At 67.2% G+C, this 17,074-nt stretch carries 17 protein-coding genes; 7 read left to right on the top strand and 10 right to left on the bottom strand.

The genetic code is table 11. The annotated features are described in order from the left end of the window. Window positions 1–46: 46 nt before the first annotated feature. Both ACQKLX_RS13165 and ACQKLX_RS13160 read left to right on the top strand, forming a co-directional pair. Entirely contained in the window at window positions 47–1,282 is a 1,236-nt protein-coding gene (locus ACQKLX_RS13165; RefSeq protein WP_427362017.1) for a lytic murein transglycosylase, read from the top strand. A 67-nt stretch (window positions 1,283–1,349) separates the two neighbouring features. After that, window positions 1,350–2,594, top strand: coding sequence for an SGNH/GDSL hydrolase family protein (locus tag ACQKLX_RS13160; protein ID WP_427362016.1), 1,245 nt, complete (start codon window positions 1,350–1,352; stop codon window positions 2,592–2,594). A 7-nt stretch (window positions 2,595–2,601) separates the two neighbouring features. Here ACQKLX_RS13160 and ACQKLX_RS13155 read toward each other — a convergent pair whose 3' ends face one another. The 8 genes from ACQKLX_RS13155 to ACQKLX_RS13120 all read right to left on the bottom strand — a co-directional run bounded on the left by ACQKLX_RS13155 (window position 2,602) and on the right by ACQKLX_RS13120 (window position 8,942). Next, window positions 2,602–3,756, bottom strand: coding sequence for a winged helix-turn-helix domain-containing protein (locus ACQKLX_RS13155; RefSeq protein WP_427362015.1), 1,155 nt, complete (start codon window positions 3,754–3,756; stop codon window positions 2,602–2,604). 86 nt (window positions 3,757–3,842) lie between these two features. Then, a complete protein-coding gene (locus ACQKLX_RS13150) occupies window positions 3,843–4,118 on the bottom strand; it encodes a hypothetical protein (RefSeq protein WP_427362014.1) in 276 nt (91 codons plus the stop codon). Between the two features lie 6 nt (window positions 4,119–4,124). Next, window positions 4,125–5,135 (bottom strand): WD40 repeat domain-containing protein, encoded by a 1,011-nt coding sequence (locus ACQKLX_RS13145; protein ID WP_427362013.1) that lies wholly within the window; start codon window positions 5,133–5,135, stop codon window positions 4,125–4,127. Window positions 5,136–5,149: 14 nt separating this feature from the next. Further along, window positions 5,150–6,112 (bottom strand): CobW family GTP-binding protein, encoded by a 963-nt coding sequence (locus ACQKLX_RS13140; protein WP_427362012.1) that lies wholly within the window; start codon window positions 6,110–6,112, stop codon window positions 5,150–5,152. A gap of 43 nt (window positions 6,113–6,155) precedes the next feature. Next, entirely contained in the window at window positions 6,156–7,064 is a 909-nt protein-coding gene (locus ACQKLX_RS13135; RefSeq protein WP_427362011.1) for a metal ABC transporter substrate-binding protein, read from the bottom strand. Between the two features lie 35 nt (window positions 7,065–7,099). After that, window positions 7,100–7,975 (bottom strand): metal ABC transporter permease, encoded by an 876-nt coding sequence (locus tag ACQKLX_RS13130; RefSeq protein WP_427362010.1) that lies wholly within the window; start codon window positions 7,973–7,975, stop codon window positions 7,100–7,102. Window positions 7,976–7,999: 24 nt separating this feature from the next. Beyond that, window positions 8,000–8,746 (bottom strand): zinc ABC transporter ATP-binding protein AztA, encoded by a 747-nt coding sequence (gene aztA / locus ACQKLX_RS13125; protein ID WP_427362009.1) that lies wholly within the window; start codon window positions 8,744–8,746, stop codon window positions 8,000–8,002. A gap of 13 nt (window positions 8,747–8,759) precedes the next feature. Next, window positions 8,760–8,942 (bottom strand): hypothetical protein, encoded by a 183-nt coding sequence (locus ACQKLX_RS13120; protein WP_427362008.1) that lies wholly within the window; start codon window positions 8,940–8,942, stop codon window positions 8,760–8,762. Window positions 8,943–9,012: 70 nt separating this feature from the next. On the opposite strand from ACQKLX_RS13120, the gene ACQKLX_RS13115 reads away from it, so the two are divergent. Next, the gene (locus tag ACQKLX_RS13115; protein WP_427362007.1) at window positions 9,013–9,276 is read left to right on the top strand and encodes a hypothetical protein; all 264 of its coding nucleotides are present in this window, start codon (window positions 9,013–9,015) and stop codon (window positions 9,274–9,276) included. A 204-nt stretch (window positions 9,277–9,480) separates the two neighbouring features. On the opposite strand, the gene ACQKLX_RS13110 is transcribed toward ACQKLX_RS13115, so the two are convergent. Further along, on the bottom strand, window positions 9,481–11,103 hold the full coding sequence (locus ACQKLX_RS13110) for an OpgD/OpgG family glucan biosynthesis protein (protein WP_427362006.1): 1,623 nt from the start codon (window positions 11,101–11,103) through the stop codon (window positions 9,481–9,483). Between the two features lie 251 nt (window positions 11,104–11,354). On the opposite strand from ACQKLX_RS13110, the gene ACQKLX_RS13105 reads away from it, so the two are divergent. The 3 genes from ACQKLX_RS13105 (at window position 11,355) to ACQKLX_RS13095 (ending at window position 15,105) form a co-directional block, all read left to right on the top strand. Next, window positions 11,355–12,320 (top strand): TAXI family TRAP transporter solute-binding subunit, encoded by a 966-nt coding sequence (locus ACQKLX_RS13105; RefSeq protein ID WP_427362005.1) that lies wholly within the window; start codon window positions 11,355–11,357, stop codon window positions 12,318–12,320. A 113-nt stretch (window positions 12,321–12,433) separates the two neighbouring features. Further along, window positions 12,434–14,743 (top strand): TRAP transporter permease, encoded by a 2,310-nt coding sequence (locus tag ACQKLX_RS13100; RefSeq protein WP_427362004.1) that lies wholly within the window; start codon window positions 12,434–12,436, stop codon window positions 14,741–14,743. Next, window positions 14,740–15,105, top strand: coding sequence for a DUF1850 domain-containing protein (locus tag ACQKLX_RS13095; RefSeq protein ID WP_427362003.1), 366 nt, complete (start codon window positions 14,740–14,742; stop codon window positions 15,103–15,105). Before ACQKLX_RS13100 ends, ACQKLX_RS13095 begins: the two co-directional genes overlap by 4 nt. A gap of 3 nt (window positions 15,106–15,108) precedes the next feature. Here ACQKLX_RS13095 and ACQKLX_RS13090 read toward each other — a convergent pair whose 3' ends face one another. Then, a complete protein-coding gene (locus ACQKLX_RS13090; RefSeq protein WP_427362002.1) occupies window positions 15,109–15,348 on the bottom strand; it encodes a hypothetical protein in 240 nt (79 codons plus the stop codon). Window positions 15,349–15,460: 112 nt separating this feature from the next. Between ACQKLX_RS13090 and ACQKLX_RS13085 the strand changes: the two genes are divergently transcribed. Further along, window positions 15,461–17,050, top strand: coding sequence for a gamma-glutamyltransferase family protein (locus ACQKLX_RS13085; RefSeq protein ID WP_427362001.1), 1,590 nt, complete (start codon window positions 15,461–15,463; stop codon window positions 17,048–17,050). The last annotated feature ends 24 nt before the right edge of the window (window positions 17,051–17,074 follow it).

The following is a 17,074-nucleotide window of genomic DNA, read 5'->3' as shown; positions in this document are numbered from 1 at the left end:
GGGCGCTGTGTTGGAAACAGCCTGCGACCGAGCCAGAGGAGCAACCATGCGCCCCGTCACCGTTCTCGCCTTCGCCGTAGCGCTCGGCCTCGGGCCGGCGCTCGCGCAGACGACGGGTTCGATCAATCCGGCACGGGCGCAGACTCCCAGGCCCGAGGCGCGCCCGGCCGCGCCGGGCCTCGACGGCTTCCTGAAGACGCTCTGGCCGATGGCGCAGGCGCGCGGCATCTCGCGCAAGACCTTCGATCTCGCCTTCCAGGGTGTGACGCCCGATCCCACCATCGTGGCGCTGACCCGCAAGCAGTCGGAATTCGTCGCGCCGATCTGGAGCTATCTCAACAGCGCGGTCGGCGGCTCGCGCATCTCGCGCGGCCGCGAGATGCTGGACGCCCATGCCAGTGTGCTGGCCCAGGCCGAGTCCCGCTACGGCGTCCCCAAGGAGATCATTCTCGGCATCTGGGGGATGGAGACCAATTACGGCTCGTTCAAGGGCGACAAGGACGTGATCCGCTCGCTCGCGACGCTGGCGAACATCCGCTATCGCGGCGACTTCTTTCGCGACGAGCTCCTGACCGCGCTGGAGCTGATCGAGAAGGGCTATGTCGAGCGCAGCGAACTGCGCGGCTCCTGGGCCGGCGCCATGGGCCACACCCAGTTCATGCCGTCGAGCTACATGAAATACGCGGTCGATCAGACCGGCGACGGCCATGCCGACATCTGGACCTCGACCAGCGACGCCATTGCCTCGACCGCCAATTACCTCAAGGGCTATGGCTGGACCCCCGGCCTGCCCTGGGGCATCGAGGTCGTGGTGCCCGAAGGCTTCGACCACAATCTCTACCGCGCCAGCTTCTCCAGCTTCCGTTCGGCGGGAGTCCGCCGTGCCGATGGCGGCTCGCTGCCCTCCTCCGGCGAGGCCAGGCTATTCTACCCCGCCGGCCATACCGGTCCGGCCATGCTGCTGACCGCGAATTTCGACGTCATCAAGAAGTACAACTCGTCCGATGCCTATGCTCTTGCCGTCGGACATCTGGGCGACCGCATCGTCGGCCGCCCGGCCCTGCAGGGCGACTGGCCGGTGAAGGCGCCACGCCTCGACAAGGTCGGGATCACCGATGTCCAGCGCCGCCTGAAAGGCCTCGGCCTCTACAATCACGATGCGGACGGGCGCATCGGCACGGGCACGCGCGAGGCGGTCAGGCAGTACCAGTTGCGCGTCGGCATGCTCGCCGACGGCTACCCGACTCCGGCGCTGCTGGCGCGGATGAAGGCGCCACGCTGACGAACCGGGAGATCGCGACTATATTGCCGGGAGGCGCCACCCTCGCCCGGCGCCGATCGAGAGCACGATGCGCCCGCGTTCGCTCTTCATGGTTCTGGCCTCGGCCCTGCTCGTGCTCGTGACTGGCGGGCCAATCTCGATCGCCCAGAACCCTGTGCCGCCCGGTCGGATACCGCAAGCGCCGCCGCAGGGCCGCAGCCTGTTCAACATGTTCTGGCAGATTCCGGAAAAGCCGGCAGCTCAGCCGCGTCAGCCGCGACAGCGCGTCGCCCCGGTGCAGCGCCGGGCGCCAACCCGCGTCGTCGTCCGAGACGATCCCGTCATCCCAAAGGTCGACGTCAACCACCATGTCCTGGTCGTCGGCGACACACTCGCCGGGCAGATCGCCGAAGGGCTCGAGGACAGCCTGCAGGACCGGGCCGACGTCGCCGTCGAGAACAAGGCCAAGGCCGATAGCGGGCTGGTCCGCACCGACTTCTATGACTGGCCCAAGGCGGCCGGCGAGCTCCTGGCGGCGGACGCCAAGATCATTGTCGGCGTCATCACGCTCGGCCCAAACGACCGCCAGGTGATCCGCGAGGGCGAGATCACCCATGAGCCGCTCAGCGAGCGCTGGCTCCAGCTCTACAGGGCGCGGATCGAGGCCGTCGCTACCGCCTTCAGCGCCAAGCGCGTGCCGCTGATCTGGGTCGGCGCGCCGCCGATGCAGAATGCCCGCCTGTCGGCCGATCTCACCACGCTGAACGACCTCTTCCGCAAGGGCGCGGAGGCAGCCGGCGGCGAGTTCGTCGACCTCTGGGGCGTCTATGTCGACAGCGAGAACCGCTACACCGCCATGGGGCCGGACGTGAACGGCCAGGTCGCCCGCCTGCGGCTCGGCGACGGCGTGCATTTCACCAAGGCCGGAGCCCGCAAGGCCGCGCATTTCGTCGACGTCGTCATCCGCCGAATCCTTGAAAAGACGCCGACGCAGAACGTTATCGCCCTGCCTGTCCCGTCGGACGCAGGCGGCGCGCCAGCACCGGCGCCGCAGCCCGCCGACATCGAGCGCCTGATCGATCGCATGGTCAGTGGCGTGCCGACCGATCTTCCGCTCGTGCCGGTGATCCCGCCCAGGCCGCTCGCCGGCCCGATCCTGCCCTTGACCGGCGCAGCCGCCGCAAGCGGCGACACCGCGCTGATCGCCTCGATCCAGGAGGCACGCGGTCGCGGCGATGTCGCAGCTGGGCTCGACCGTGTCTTCGGCCAAGGTATCGCGCCCGAACCGCGCCCCGGCCGCGCCGACGATTTCCGCTGGCCGCGACCGAACTGAGGCCGCCTCAGGCCAGCTGAAAGCGCTCGAAGCGCTGCATCTCCTCGTCGACCTGCCGCTTCAGCTCCGCCGACAGCTCGGCGCCCAGCCAGGTCCATTGCTGCACCAGGAGCTTGCGCGCCGCCCGGTCGGTCTTGAGGTCGGCGACGGCGACGATGCGATCCCCCGCCAACACCGGCAGGCCGAAATAGCCGAAGACGCGCTTCTCCTTCGGCAGATAGGCCTCGAAGACATGGTCATAGCCGAAGAACAGCTTCAGCCGCTTGCGCTGGATGATCAGCGGGTCGAAGGGCGAGAGGATGTGGATCAGGCTGTCATCGGCCGGCCCGGATGGCTCCAGCACCTCCGGCATCGCCCAATGTGGCGTCTTCTCGGCACCCTCGATCGCGACCGGCACCAGTTCCTTGCGCCTGACGCGGCCGGCGATCAGCTCCGCGATCGCCTTCTTGCTGGGCGCATCGAGATGGCAGATCGAATCGAGGCTGACGATGCCCTGCGCCCGCAGCGCCCGGTCGAGCTTGTAGGCGGCAACCTGGCGTTCGGAGGCCGGCGCCGGCTGCTTCTCCCAGCCGAAATGCCGGTCGATCAGCTCATAGGTCTTGAGCATGCCGGAGCGGGCCGAGATCGCGAGCTCGCCATCGTAGAAGGCGCGTTCGAGCAGGCCCTTGGACGGTTTCTTGCTGGCCCAGAGATGCGTCTTCTCGACCAGCACGTCGGTGTCGATGTCGCGGATGGTTAGCGCGCCGTCCTTGCGAATGCGGCGCAGCAGCTTGCGCGTCTCCTCGCGGCTGCCGACCGAGGCCCAGCGCTTGGGCTCGGCGCGATGCGCCTTCATCGCCGGCAGGAAATAGCGCAGGTCGGTGGTCGGCACATAGGACAGCGCATGCGTCCAGTACTCGAACACCGCCTTGTCCTGCGACTGTGCCTGCGCGAGATCGTCGCGGCTGTAGCCCGGAATGCGGCTGTAGAGGATGTGGTGGTGACAGCGCTCGACGACGTTGATCGTATCGATCTGGACATATCCGAGATGGGCGACAGCTGCTGTGGTGGCTGCCGGCCCTGCCCCGAATGGTTCACGAACATCGAGCTTCTGGGCTCGAAGCCAGATCCGGCGCGCTTCCGCCTTGTCGAGTGTCAGGATTTTTCGCGGTCGCGTCGCCATGGGAGCAAGCTAGCCATGCCACCATGAAAGGTTAAGGCGCATCGCCGCCATCTGCTGACACATCATGGCGGTGGCCTCGTCGCGGCCTAGCTTGCCTCGGACAGCGCCTGCGCCAACGCCTCGGGCGTCAGCTCCGCCAGAGCCATCTGCACCTTGAAGGCCCGGGTCTTCTCGCCGGGCTTCATCACCAGAATCACCGTCTCAGTGCCCGGGCAGGCCGGATCGGCGCAGAGTATCTCGTTGACGGCGATCACGGCGTTGTCGGGCAGGGCCAGCAGCTCGCGCACCTGCCGCTTGACCTGCGCCGCAACATCCGCCCCGGCGGCCTCGCGCTTGTCCTTGCCGAACAGGCCGAAGCGCATTGCCGTTCAGCCCCCTGGCAGCGTGAGCACGCCGGCCGCGCCGTCCTCGGCGCCGAAGGCGAGGCGCTTGCCGAGCTTGTCCCAGGCGAAGGCGGTGATGCCGCTGCCGCGCTGGGCCGGGCGCACCAGCAGTTCGGAGGCGTCGGTCAGGCGGATCATCAAAATGCAGCCATCGTCGTAGCCGACGGCCAGCACCAGCGCCTTGGGATGGAAGGCGACGCGGGTGACCTTGGCATGGCGCGCGCCGCATTCGCGCGGCGCCTTGCCGGTCGGCCCCTCGCCCTGGAAGGGCCAGACGATCGCGGCATCCGCGCCGCTGGAGGCGAGCCAGAGCCCGTCATGCGACCAGGACAGCGAGCGCGGCTTGGCCGGATAGCCGGTCATGCGCATATGGTTCGGCTTCTCGCCGAGGCGCCAGCCATGCAGCGCATTCTCCTGCATGGCGGTGACGACAAAGCGCCCGTCCGGCGACCAGGTCACGTCGAGATGCGAGCCCTTCCATTCCAGGAAATCGGGCTTGGCCTCGGTGTTCGGATACCAGAGCAGCACGCCGTTCATCTGGGCGATGGCGAGGCGATAGCCTTTCGGCGCGAAGCTAAGCCCCTGCGGCGTCGAGGCGACGTCGAGCGACCTGAGCTTGCCCTTGTCGTCGCGGGCGTGGACATCACGGCCGCTGTTCCAGGCGATGCTGCCGGAGGCCGACACCGTCACGGCATCGATCCAGCGCCGCTTTTGATCGCGGGCGAGCTCCTCCGGCGCGCCATCGGCCGAGATCGCGACCACGCGGCCGTCATCGCCGCCGCTGATCAGGCGCGTGCCGTCCGAAGCTGTGCAGAGCAGGCCGCCGCCATGCGCCTCGATGCTTTCAGTCTCGCCGTCGCGCCAGCGCAGCACCCGGCCATCGGCAAGGGCGAGCGCCAGCGTCTGCTTCAGCCAGACGGCGCCGACGACATGCTCGCCAGCTTCGACGGGAACGACATGCTCGCGCAGCGAGACGGGTTTGGTGATCGAATCCATGCCCACGCTTTAGCTCAAGCCGCGCAGGCCATGAACCCCTTGCGCAGCGCCGCCTCGTCGAGATCGCGGCCGATGAAGACGAGACGCGACTCGCGCTTCTCGCCGGACTTCCAGTCGCGCTGCAAGTCGCCGTCGAGGATCATGTGCACTCCCTGGAAGACGAAGCGGCGCGGCTCGTCCTTGAAGGCGAGGATGCCCTTGGAGCGCAGGATGTTCGGGCCCTGAACCTGGCTGATGTCATTGATCCAGGGCATGAACTTTTCGGGATCGACATCGCCGGGGATGGTGAAGGACATCGAGCGGACGTCCTCCGAATGATGGTGATGGTGGCCGGCCTCGAGGAAGTCGGGCTCGATGTCGAGGATGCGGTCGAGATCAAAGGCGTTGCGGTCGAGCAGGTCGGCGATCGGCAGGTCGCAGCGCGTCGTCTTGTGCAGCTTGGCATAGGGGTTGATCGCACGGATCGTCGCCTCGACCTCGGCGAGTTCCTCGGCGCTGACGAGATCGGTCTTGTTGAGGATGATCACGTCGGCGAAGGCGATCTGGTTCTTGGCTTCCGGCGCATCCTTGAGCCGGTCCTTCAGCCACTTGGCATCGGTCACGGTCACGACCGCGTCGAGCTTGGTGGCGTCGCCGACATCCTGGTCGACGAAGAAGGTCTGGGCGACGGGGGCTGGATCGGCAAGGCCGGTGGTCTCGACGATGATCGCGTCGAACTTGCCCTTGCGCTTCATCAGGCCGTCGAGGATGCGGATCAGGTCGCCGCGCACCGTGCAACAGATGCAGCCATTGTTCATCTCGAACACTTCCTCGTCGGCGCCGACGACGAGGTCGCCATCGATGCCGGTCTCGCCGAACTCGTTGACGATCACGGCGAACTTCTTGCCGTGATCCTCGGTGAGGATGCGGTTGAGGAGCGTGGTCTTGCCGGCGCCCAGATAGCCGGTGAGCACCGTGACGGGAATCTTCTCGGACATGGGAAACGACCTGGTTGTTGGCGCTGCTGCAATCGCGGCCCGGTCAGGCCGGCCCAGCGACGAGCGCCTTCTCGATCTGGCTTATATTGTGTTTCATCATCGCGATGTAAGTCCCGGCCGGACCGTTCTCGGCCGAAAGCGCATCGGAGTAGAGGCGCCCGCCGATCTTCGCGCCGCTCTCCCTGGCGATCTGCTCGGCGAGGCGCGGATTGGTGATGTTCTCGAGGAAGACCGCCGGCACCTTCTGCGCCTTGATCTGGCGGATGATGCGACCGACGTCCTTGGCCGAGGCCTCGGCCTCGGTCGAGACACCCTGCGGCGCGATGAACTCAATGCCATAGGCCTTGGCGAAATAGCCGAAGGCGTCGTGCGAGGTGATCGCCTTGCGCCGGTCGGCCGGGATGCGCGCGACGGTGGCCTTGATCTCGGCTTCGAGCGTATCGAGCTTAGCGAGGTAGGCAGCGGCATTGGCTTCGTAGCTCGCCTTGCCGGCCGGATCGGCCGCGACCAGCGCATCCCTGACATTGCCGACATAGAGCCTGGCATTGGCGACGCTCTGCCAGGCATGCGGATCCTCGCCGCCATGGCCGTGGCCGTGATCGTCCGCCATCTTCAACGGCGTGATGCCGGTAGTCGCAGTCGCGACCGTCGCCTTCGTGCCCGACGACTTGATCAGCCGGGTCAGCCAACCCTCGAATTTCAGCCCGTTGACGACGACGAGCTTAGCTCCGGCCACTGTCTTGGCGTCTGCCGGCGTCGGCGAATAGACATGCGCGTCGCCATCAGGGCCGACCAGAAGCGTCACGGCGACGCGGTCCCCGCCGATCTCGCGGACGAAATCGCCGAGGATCGAGAAACTGGCGACGACAGGCAATTTCTCCTGGGCGAAGGCCGGCAATGGCAGAGTGGCACCGGCGGCAAGGCCGAGAAGAACGGAGCGGCGGTTCAGCATAATGGCTCTCGCGCTAATGAAACACTATAACATAACTAGCGCTGCAGGTGGGCTCTCGGCAAGAGGCGTCGTGCAAGGCCGCCCTGCGATCCCAGCAGGAGCGAGCCGAGATAGAGCGCGCCGGCCGAGAGGATGATCGCCGGCCCGGCCGGGAGATTGCTGCCGGCGGCATAGGACGCGACGAGCCCAGCATAGCCTGAGACCATGCCGAAGCCGGAGGCGAGCAGGATCAGCCGGGTGATGTCGGCGGTCCAGAAGCGCGCAGCGGCCGCCGGGAGCATCATCAGCCCGACGGCGAGCAGCGTGCCGAGTGCATGAAAGCCGGCGACGAGGTTGATCACGACGAGGCCGAGAAAGGTCAGGTGCACGACGCCGCCGGAGCGGCTGACCGAGCGCAGGAAGCCGGGATCGACGCATTCGAGCACCAGCGGCCGGTAGGCCAGCGCCAGCACGCCGAGCGTCAGGCTGGCGACGCCGGAGAGCAGCACCAGCACGTCGTCGTCGAGCGCCAGCACATTGCCGAACAGAACATGGAAGAGGTCGACCGCGGAGCCGCGCAGCGAAACCAGCGTGACGCCCAGCGCCAGCGAGATCAGGTAGAAGGCGGCCAGCGAAGCGTCTTCCTTCAGCACGGTCAGGCGCGCCACGGCGCCGGCGGCGAGCGCCACGGTGAAGCCGGCGACGAGCCCGCCCAGCGTCATCGCCGGCAGCGAGAAGCCGGCGACGAGATAGCCGAGCGCGGCACCGGGCAGGATCGCATGCGCCATGGCATCGCCGGTCAGGCTCATCCGCCGCAGCATCAGGAAGACGCCGACCGGAGCGCCGGAGACCGACAGCGCAATCACGCCGACCAACGCCCGGCGCATGAAATCGAATTCGGCGAAGGGGCCGATCAGGAGGTCGTAGAGCATCGGCTTTGTCTTATGTCGGTGCGCTCACGCCGCGCAGGGCGCGGCGTGGCTGTCGAACGCCTCGACCATGCGCCGCGCCTTGAGCAGGTTGCCCGCCGTCAGCACTTCGCCGGTCTCGCCCCAGGCGATCGCCTCGCGCGCCAGCAGCAGCGTCTGCGGGAAGGCGCGCTTTACCGTCTCGATGTCATGGAGCACAGCGACCACGGTCCGGTTTTCGCCATGCCAGCGCTGGACTAGCGCCAGCAGATCGGCGCTGGTGCGGGCATCGATCGCGGTGAAGGGCTCGTCGAGCAGGATGATGTCGGCGTCCTGCAGCAGCAGCCGGGCGAACAGGGCGCGCTGCATCTGTCCGCCCGAGAGCGTGCCGATGCTGCGACCCTCGAAACCGGTGAGTCCAACAGCGGCGATCGCCGCCTCGATCTTGCTGCGCTGGCCAAAACCGATCTTGCCGAAGATGCCGGCCGCGCCCCAGAGGCCCATGGCGACGAGATCGTAGACATGAATCGGGAAGGAACGGTCGAGCTCGGCCGATTGCGGAAGATAGGCCAGGCGCTTGCCCCTGGCGAGCGTCACCGTGCCGTCGAGCGGCGAGAGCGCGCCGGCGATGGCCTTGAGCAAGGTCGACTTGCCGGCGCCGTTCGGGCCGACGATCGCGGTCAGGCTGCCCGGCGCGATCTCGCCGCAGAGATGATGCACCGCCGGATGGCGGTCATAGCCGAGAGTCAGGTCGCTGAAGCGGATGGCGGGCACGGGTTCGGTACTCTTGTTCACGCCAGATTCTTCATCACAAAATGACAGCGAAGGTCGCCGCCCACAGCATCAGGATCACGCCGAGCGCCAGGCCGAGCCGTTGCCCCGCCGACAGCCGCAGCAGCGACCAGCCGGGAACCTCTGCGACAGGCTGGCGATGGTGGGAGTGATCATGGGCCATACAGAATGATATAATGTTACGCGCGACAACGAGCAAGCGCGATCACCCTTGCATCGAACACGATACGGCTGCGTTATCACCACATCGATGACAACGGAGCAGGCTGGTGAGTGCCGAGCGGGTGACCTTCAAAGCGATACGCAATGGCGTCGCGACCGAGATCAAGGCCGACGCGATCGAGATCGGCCTGCCCGACGGGCTGAGCTTCCGGATCATGGCCTTCGCCGGCCGCAAGGGCTCCGCCACCCTGCACATGCCGGCAGACGATCCGCAGGCAGCGAGCTTCGACGTGTTCTGCGTCGAGCCCGGCGCGGCGAATACGCTGTTCGTCTCGGTCGACCGGGCTCAGAAGCGCCAGATGGAGGGGTAGGTTGGCGCGGCTGGTTGCGCCGTCATTCCGGGGCAGCCCACAGGGCTGAGCCCGGAACCCATGAACACGAGGGATCGACAGGAAGCGCTTCGACAACTCCGGCAATCTTCCTGTAGCCTCGTGGTCATGGGTTCCGGGCTCGGCGCTGACGCGCCGCCCCGGAATGACAGCGAGGCTTCTCCGCTCTCCGGACCGCCTCGCGGCTCACACAGGCCAGTATTGGTACAGCCAGGTCTCGGTCAGCACCTTGTCGCCGCCGCGCAGGAAGCAGCGCATCTCCACTGGCTCGGTGCCGTCAACGGTGAGATCGAATTGTGCCCGCCAATGGCCGGCAACATCGTTCGGCACGGCCTCGGCGAAGATGTAGGAGAAGCTGCCGCGCGAGGCCGAGAGCACCACTTCGGGCTTGACCCCGAACGGGATGTCCTCGAGCGCCGGGCCCCTGAATTCGAGCATGAACTTGCGCACGCCCTTGGGCCGCGCCGTGCCCGGCTGGCCGCCATTGCCAAGCCTCGTCGCGACGACGCGGCCGAGCGCCGGCGGGAACGGCTCGTCGGCGAGCCAGTGCAGGCGGTAGCGGAAACTATAGGCGTTGCCGGCCTTGGCCGGGGCCTCGGGCACCCACATCGCGACGATATTGTCGTGGATCTCGTCGTCGGTCGGGATCTCGATCAGCTGGACCGCACCCTTGCCCCATTGGCCGAGCGTCTCGATCCACAGGCTCGGCCGGCGCTCATAGTAGACGCCGTCCATGTAATGATCGAAGGCGCGGTCGCGCTGCATCAGGCCGAAACCGCGCGGATTCTCGTCGACGAAGGACGAGGCGACGGTGCGCTGCGGATTGTTGAGCGGGCGCCAGGCGCGCTCGCCGCTGCCGGTCCAGAGCGCGAGGCCGTCGGAATCATGCACCTCCGGCCGCCAGTCGACCATGGTCGTCTTGGCCGTCTCGGAATACCAGTACATCGAGGTCAGCGGCGCGATGCCGAGCCGCGCGACATCCTTGCGCAGGTGCAGCTCCTGCTCGATCTCCATGTCGACCCCCTTGCCGCGATGCATGCGGAAGCGGAAAGCCCCGGCGACGCTCGGCCCCGAAAGCAGGGCGTAGATGACGACATGCTCGGCCGCTTCGCCGGGCGTCTCCAGCCAGACATGGGTGAAGTCCGGGAATTCCTCCGGCCGATCGCCGACCGCCGGGTCGACGGCAAGGCCGCGGGCCGAGAGCCCGTATTGGTAGAGCTCGCCGATGGCCCGGAAATAGGAGGCGCCGAGGAAGGCGACCCAGTCGTTCTTCTGCCAGTCGAGCTTCTCGCCCTTGCGGCCGGGATGGCCGGAGCGGCTTTCCTGGAAGCGGAAACCGGCGAAACCGGCGCCCGGCGGCAATTGCTTGGCCGGGGAATCGGCCGGCATCTCGAAATAGCTCTCGTCGTAGACGATCTCGCGCGCCTTGCCCTCGTCGAGGACATGCATGCGCACCGGCTTCTGGAAGTAGCGGCCGAGATGGAAGAAGGTCACCGGCCAGGGCGAAGGACCGTTCGCCCACAGCGCCAGCTCCGGCTTGAACTTGATCTTGCCATGGGCGTCGTAGTCGATCTTCTCGAGCACGTCGGGCTTGGGGTTCGGCGGCGCCTGATAGGGCTTGCCGGCGAGATCGCGGGCCCGTGCCTTCAGCCCCTCGAAGGAGAAGGCTTCGGCCGTGCCGAGCTTCAGCCCCTGCTGCGCCAGAGCCGGACCCGAGAACCCGGCTGCGGCAAGGGCGGCCGTGCCGGCGGCGCCCGCAAGCAAGGTGCGGCGGTCGATCAGGGGCATGGTCGGCTGTCGCGGCTGCATCGGGCGGGGCGCTCCATCGGGAAGGATCAGCTGGAAGATGGTGTCTCCGGCTAGCCTGTCCAGCCGGCGAGGGCAATCTCATCAGCTTCCTGGCCAGAGCAGGGCGGAAATCTCACCGAAAGGCGACGCGTTCGGCTGTCGCAGCCTCTTAGCCCATTGGCGCGGGTTCCCTTTTTGCCCGCAAGCGTCCTACAACAGCGGCAGCCGGCCTTGAGAGCCGGGATGCGGTCTTTCGTCTCTCGGGAGGATTCATGTCTGTTTCGCTTCATCGCCGGGCCCTGGCCGGCATCGCCGCGCTCGCCCTCGTCGCCACGCCGATGGCCGCCCGCGCCCAGGACTTCATCAACGTGCTGACCGGCGGCACCTCGGGCGTCTACTACCCGCTCGGCGTCGCGCTCTCGAAGATCTATGGCGAGAAGATCCCGAACGTCCGCCCGACCGTGCAGGCGACCAAGGCCTCGGTCGAGAACCTGCAATTGCTGCAGCAGGGCAAGGGCGAGATCGCCTTCACGCTCGGCGATTCCCTCGACGCCGCCTGGAAGGGCGACGAGGAGGCCGGCTTCAAGAGTCCGCTGAAGAAGCTGCGCGGCATCACCGCGATCTATCCGAACTATGTCCAGATCGTCGCTTCCAAGGATAGCGGCATCAAGACGCTGGCCGATCTCAAGGGCAAGCGCCTTTCGGTCGGCGCACCGAAATCGGGAACCGAGCTCAACGCCCGCGCCATCCTCGCCGCCGCCGGCATGACCTACAAGGATCTCGGCAAGATCGAGTACCTTCCCTTCGCCGAGTCGGTCGAGCTGATGAAGAACCGCCAGCTCGACGCCACCCTGCAATCGGCCGGCCTCGGCGTCGCCTCGCTGCGCGACCTTGCGACCTCGGTCGAGATCACCGTGGTCGAGGTGCCGGCCGCCGTCGTCGACAAGGCCGGCCCGCCCTTCGTCAAGGTCTCGATCCCGGCCAACACCTATACCGGCCAGACTGCTGCGGTGCCGGCAGCGGCCGTGGTCAACTACCTCGTCACCCATGAGGGCGTGAAGGAGGAGACGGTCTACCAGATGACCAAGGCGGTCTTCGACAGCCTGCCCGACCTCGCCGCCGCCCATGCCGCCGCCCGCTCGATCAAGCTCGAGAGCGCGCTGGAAGGCATGCCGCTGCCGCTGCATCCGGGCGCGGCGCGCTATTTCAAGGAAAAGGGTCTCAAGGTCGGCTCATAAGTCGCCATTCTCGGGCTTGACCCGAGAATCTCACGACCAGCTAGCTGGTTTCCGGGATGCTCGGGTCAAGCCCGAGCATGACGGCGCATGACTTTTGGGGACGGGGAACGAGCATGAGCAACGACACGAGCAGGCCATTGGCCGTGCCGGACACTGCCGGCACCGCTCCGGCCGCGCCGCACGATCCCGAGCACGGACTGCCGGCGACCTTCGGCGAGGGCTGGAAGGGGCGCCTGCTGTTCTGGATCGCGGTCGCCTTCTCGGCCTTCCAGATCGTCACCGCCTTCGGTATCCCGCTCGATTTCCGCATCGTGCCGTCGGTGTCGTGGCTGACCCCGATCCTGCTGATCCGCATCGCCTTCGCGCTCTGGCTGGTCTGGATCGGGCTCGGCGCCGTGCGCGGGCAGCCCAATACCGAGGCGATTCTCGCCTTCCTCACCCTCTTCGGCGCCTTCGAGCTGGTCTCGCTCTATACCGGCACCTTGCCGAACCAGGTGCTGCGCACCGTCCATGTCGGCTTCCTGTGCCTGACCGCCTGCGGGCTGCTCGCCAATGCCGACGAGACCTCGCCGCCAGCTCGGATCTTCTGGTGGGCGGTCGGCATCGTCGGCTTCACGCTCGGCCTCTATCACTGGTGGAACTACAACGAGCTGGTGAACCGGGCGGGCGAACTGACCCATGCCGACATGGTCGTCGGCATCGCGGCACTGATCGTGCTGTTCCTCCTGGTCTGGCGCGCCATGGGCATTGCGCTGCCACTCGTCGCCGGCACCTTTCTCGCCTACTGCCTGTTCGGCAACTATCTCCCCGCCCCTTACGATCATCGCGGCTACAGCCTGGAGCAGGTGATCGAGCAGATGGCCTTCGGCACGGAAGGGCTCTACTCGACCCCGACCGCGGTCTCGGCCACCTTCATCTTCCTGTTCATCCTGTTCGGCGCCTTCATGGAGCGCGCCGGCGTCATCGACTTCTTCAACGATCTGTCGATGGCGGTGTTCGGCGGCAAGCAGGGCGGGCCGGGCAAGGTTTGCGTCGCATCCTCGGCGCTGATGGGCACGGTCTCCGGCTCCGGCGTCGCCAATGTCGTCGCCTCCGGCCAGTTCACAATTCCCCTGATGAAACGCTCCGGCTTCAACGGCGCCTTCGCCGGCGGTGTCGAGGCAACGTCTTCAATGGGCGGACAGATCATGCCGCCGGTGATGGGCGCCGTCGCCTTCATCATGGCCGAGACCATCGACGTCCCCTATTCCAAGATCGTCGAGGCGGCGATCATCCCGGCGCTGCTCTATTTCGCCGCCTGCTACTGGGCGGTGCATCTGGAGGCCGGCAAGCTCGGCCTGCACGGCCTGCCCAAATCGCAGCTGCCGAGCGCCCGGGCCGAACTGCGCAAGAACTGGTATCTGATCGCCCCGCTGCTGGTGCTGGTCTACCTGCTCTTCGCCGGCTTCACCCCGCTCTTCGCTGGAGCGATCGGGCTCGCCCTTACGGTCGCGCTCATTCTCGCATTGGCGATCTCCGCCGGCCTCGGCACGCCGGCAATGCGCATCGTCTTCTGGGTCGGCTTCGCCCTGATCTCGGCGGCGTCGATGACGATCAGCATGGCGACCGTCCTGATGGTCGTGCTCGCGCTCGTGCTGTGGAACGTGCTGCGCGGCCGCAGCGGCCGCGAGGTCCTCGAATCCTGCGTCGCCGCGCTGGCCGACGGCGCCCGCCAGGCGTTGCCGGTCGGCCTCGCCTGCGCGCTGGTCGGCATCGTCATCGGCACGATGACCCTGACGGGCCTCGGCACCATCTTCGGCTCTTGGCTGATCGGCATCGGCAAGAACTCGATGTTCCTGGCGCTGATCCTGACCATGGTGTTCAGCCTGATCCTCGGCATGGGCATCCCGACGATCCCGAACTACATCATCACCTCCTCGCTGGCCGCGCCGATCCTGCTGCAGCTCGACGTGCCGCTGATCGTCAGCCACATGTTCGTCTTCTATTTCGGCATCATGGCCGACCTGACCCCGCCGGTCGCGCTCGCTGCCTTCGCGGCAGCGCCGATGGCCAAGGTCTCCGGCATGAAGATCGGCGTGCAGGCGGTGAAGATCGCCCTGCCCGGCTTCGTCGTGCCCTATATGGCGGTCTACGACCCGACCTTGATGCTGCAGCCGGTCGCGGGCCTCTCCGGCGCGTCCTACTGGCTCGCCGTGGTCTACATCGTGGTCAAGGCAACGCTCGCCATGATCCTCTGGGGTGCGGCCTTCGTCGGCTATCTCACGCGCCGACTGGCGCTGTGGGAACGCGTGCTGGCGGCCGTCGCCGCAGCCTTCCTCGTCGCGGCGGTGCCGCTCACCGACGAGATCGGCTTCGCGCTGGCGGCCGCCATGATCGGCCAGCATCTCTGGCGCGCGAGGGCTGACGCGCGCCCGGCGACATGAGCATCTGCCTTGCCGCCGGCACGCTGCTGATCTCGCTCGGAGCGAGCGAGATCACGCTGTCCTGGCGGCATTCGGTGCAGAAATCGCTGTGGGAAGAACGCTGGCAGGAAACGCCCGAGGGCCTCGTCATCGCCGAAGCCCGCATCCAGGGCTCCGGCGCGGGCATGGACCCGCCCGATGGCGCCAAGCTCGTGGAGGGCTTCTGGCGCTGGAAACCTGAGCTGCCTGCGCTACCGGAAGTGGTGATGCGCCGCTCCGGCGCGACCGCCGACTGGCGGGTCTGCGTGGATGGCCGCTGCCGATCGCTCGACGAATTGCTGCCAACAGATGCCGACCCGGTGGTGATGAAGCCCTGCGGCTGAGCCTCAGCCGCGATGGGTCAGGCGCTCGATCTTCACGACCCGGCGCATGAAGTTCACCAGCCCATAGGCGGCGAGCACCGAGAACAGCCCCATCAGCACATAGGCGACGATCGGCCCGAGCTCGAACAGGCCGGCCAGCGCCCAGCCGGAAGCGAGCGCGACGCCGAAGATCTCGACCGCGATCAGGATGGCGAGCGAGACCACCATGATCACGTTGCGCCAGTTGGTGCGGCCAGCCGCCATGCTTTTACCCTCGGAACTCATGCACGGACCGCCTAGCCTAGCCGGCGCCGGCATGCAACAAAATCGCGCCTTCCGGCACATGGTCCCGCCTCACTCGAACGACAAGAACCTGATGCCCGATTCTCCGGTTTTCGCCTCCGCGGCCGTCGCAGCGCCCCACCGCCTCGCCTCCGAAGCTGGTCGCGCCATCCTCGCCGAGGGCGGCAATGCGATCGAGGCGATGGTCGCGATGGCCGCGACCATCGCGGTCGTCTATCCGCATATGAACGCGATCGGCGGCGATGGTTTCTGGCTGGTGCACGAGCCCGGCGGCAAGGTCCATGCAATCGAGGCCTGCGGCCCGGCGGGCAGCCTCGCCACGATCGAGCGCTATCGCGATAAGGGCCACGACACGCTGCCGGCGCGCGGCCCGGATGCGGCGATCACGGTCGCCGGTGCGATCGGCGGCTGGCAGGCGGCGCTTAGCCTCTCGACCAGCCTCGGCGGCAAACTACCGCTGAAGGACCTGCTCGCCGACGCGATCCGCCATTGCACGGAGGGTTACGACATCTCCGAATCGGAGCTGCGGACCTGGCCGCAAGAAGTCGATGCCGTGAAGGCGGCGCCCGGCTTCAGCGAGTTCTTCTGGCCGGGCGGCGAGCGCCCCAAGGCTGGCGACCGCCGCAAGCCCGCCGCGCTCGGCGCGACGCTGGAACAGCTTTCCCATGCCGGGCTCGACGATTTCTATCGCGGCGATATTGGCCGCGAGCTTGCCGACGACCTCGGCCGTCTCGGCGCCCCGATCACCCGCGCCGATCTCGAAGCCTTCCGCGCCCGCGCAGTCCAGGCTCTGTCGCTGAAGCTGCCGGGACTCACCGTCTACAATTTCCCGCCGCCGACGCAGGGGCTGACCGCCCTGATGATCCTCGGCATCTTCGAGAAGCTCGGCGTCACCCGGCCGGAGAGCTTCGACCACCACCACGGCCTCGTCGAGGCGGTCAAGCGGGCGCTCGCCATCCGCGACAAGGTGATCACCGACCCGGCCTTCATGTCGATCGATCCGGCGAGCCTGCTGACCGAGACAGCCTTGGAGCGCGAAGCTTCGAAGATCGACCGCAAGCGCGCCGCGAGCTGGCCGTTCCGGCCCGGCGAGGGCGACACGATCTGGATGGGCGCGATCGACGGCTCCGGCCTCGCCGTGTCCTATATCCAGTCGCTCTACTGGGAATACGGCTCCGGCTGCATCCTGCCCAAGACCGGCGTCAACTGGCAGAATCGCGGCGTCTCCTTCTCGCTCGATGCGAAAGCGCTCAACCCGCTGGCGCCCGGCCGCAAGCCCTTCCATACGCTCAACCCGCCGCTCGCCCGCTTCGACGATGGCCGGATCATGAGCTATGGCGCGATGGGCGGCGACGGCCAGCCGCAATTCCAGGCGCAGATCCTGTCGCGCTATCGCTTCGGCCAGGGCGTCGCCGATGCTGTCGACGCGCCGCGCTGGCTCTTCGGCCGCACCTGGGGCGCCGGCTCGATCTCGCTCAAGCTGGAGAACCGCTTCGATCCGATGCTGCTGGCGCGCCTCACCGCAGCCGGCCACCCGGTCGAGGAATACAGCGAGGCCTATTCCGACCAGTTCGGCCATGCCGGCATGCTGGTGAAACACCAGAAGGGTCATATCGAGGCGACGCATGACCCGCGCTCGGACGGCGACGCCCGCGGCATCTGATTGGGATCTTGGGGGAGATCTGAG

It is taken from the genome of Allobosea sp. NPDC003192 (assembly GCF_050275675.1).
Taxonomy (GTDB): Bacteria; Pseudomonadota; Alphaproteobacteria; order Rhizobiales; family Beijerinckiaceae; genus Allobosea.
This window is presented reverse-complemented; position numbering and strand designations above follow the sequence as displayed.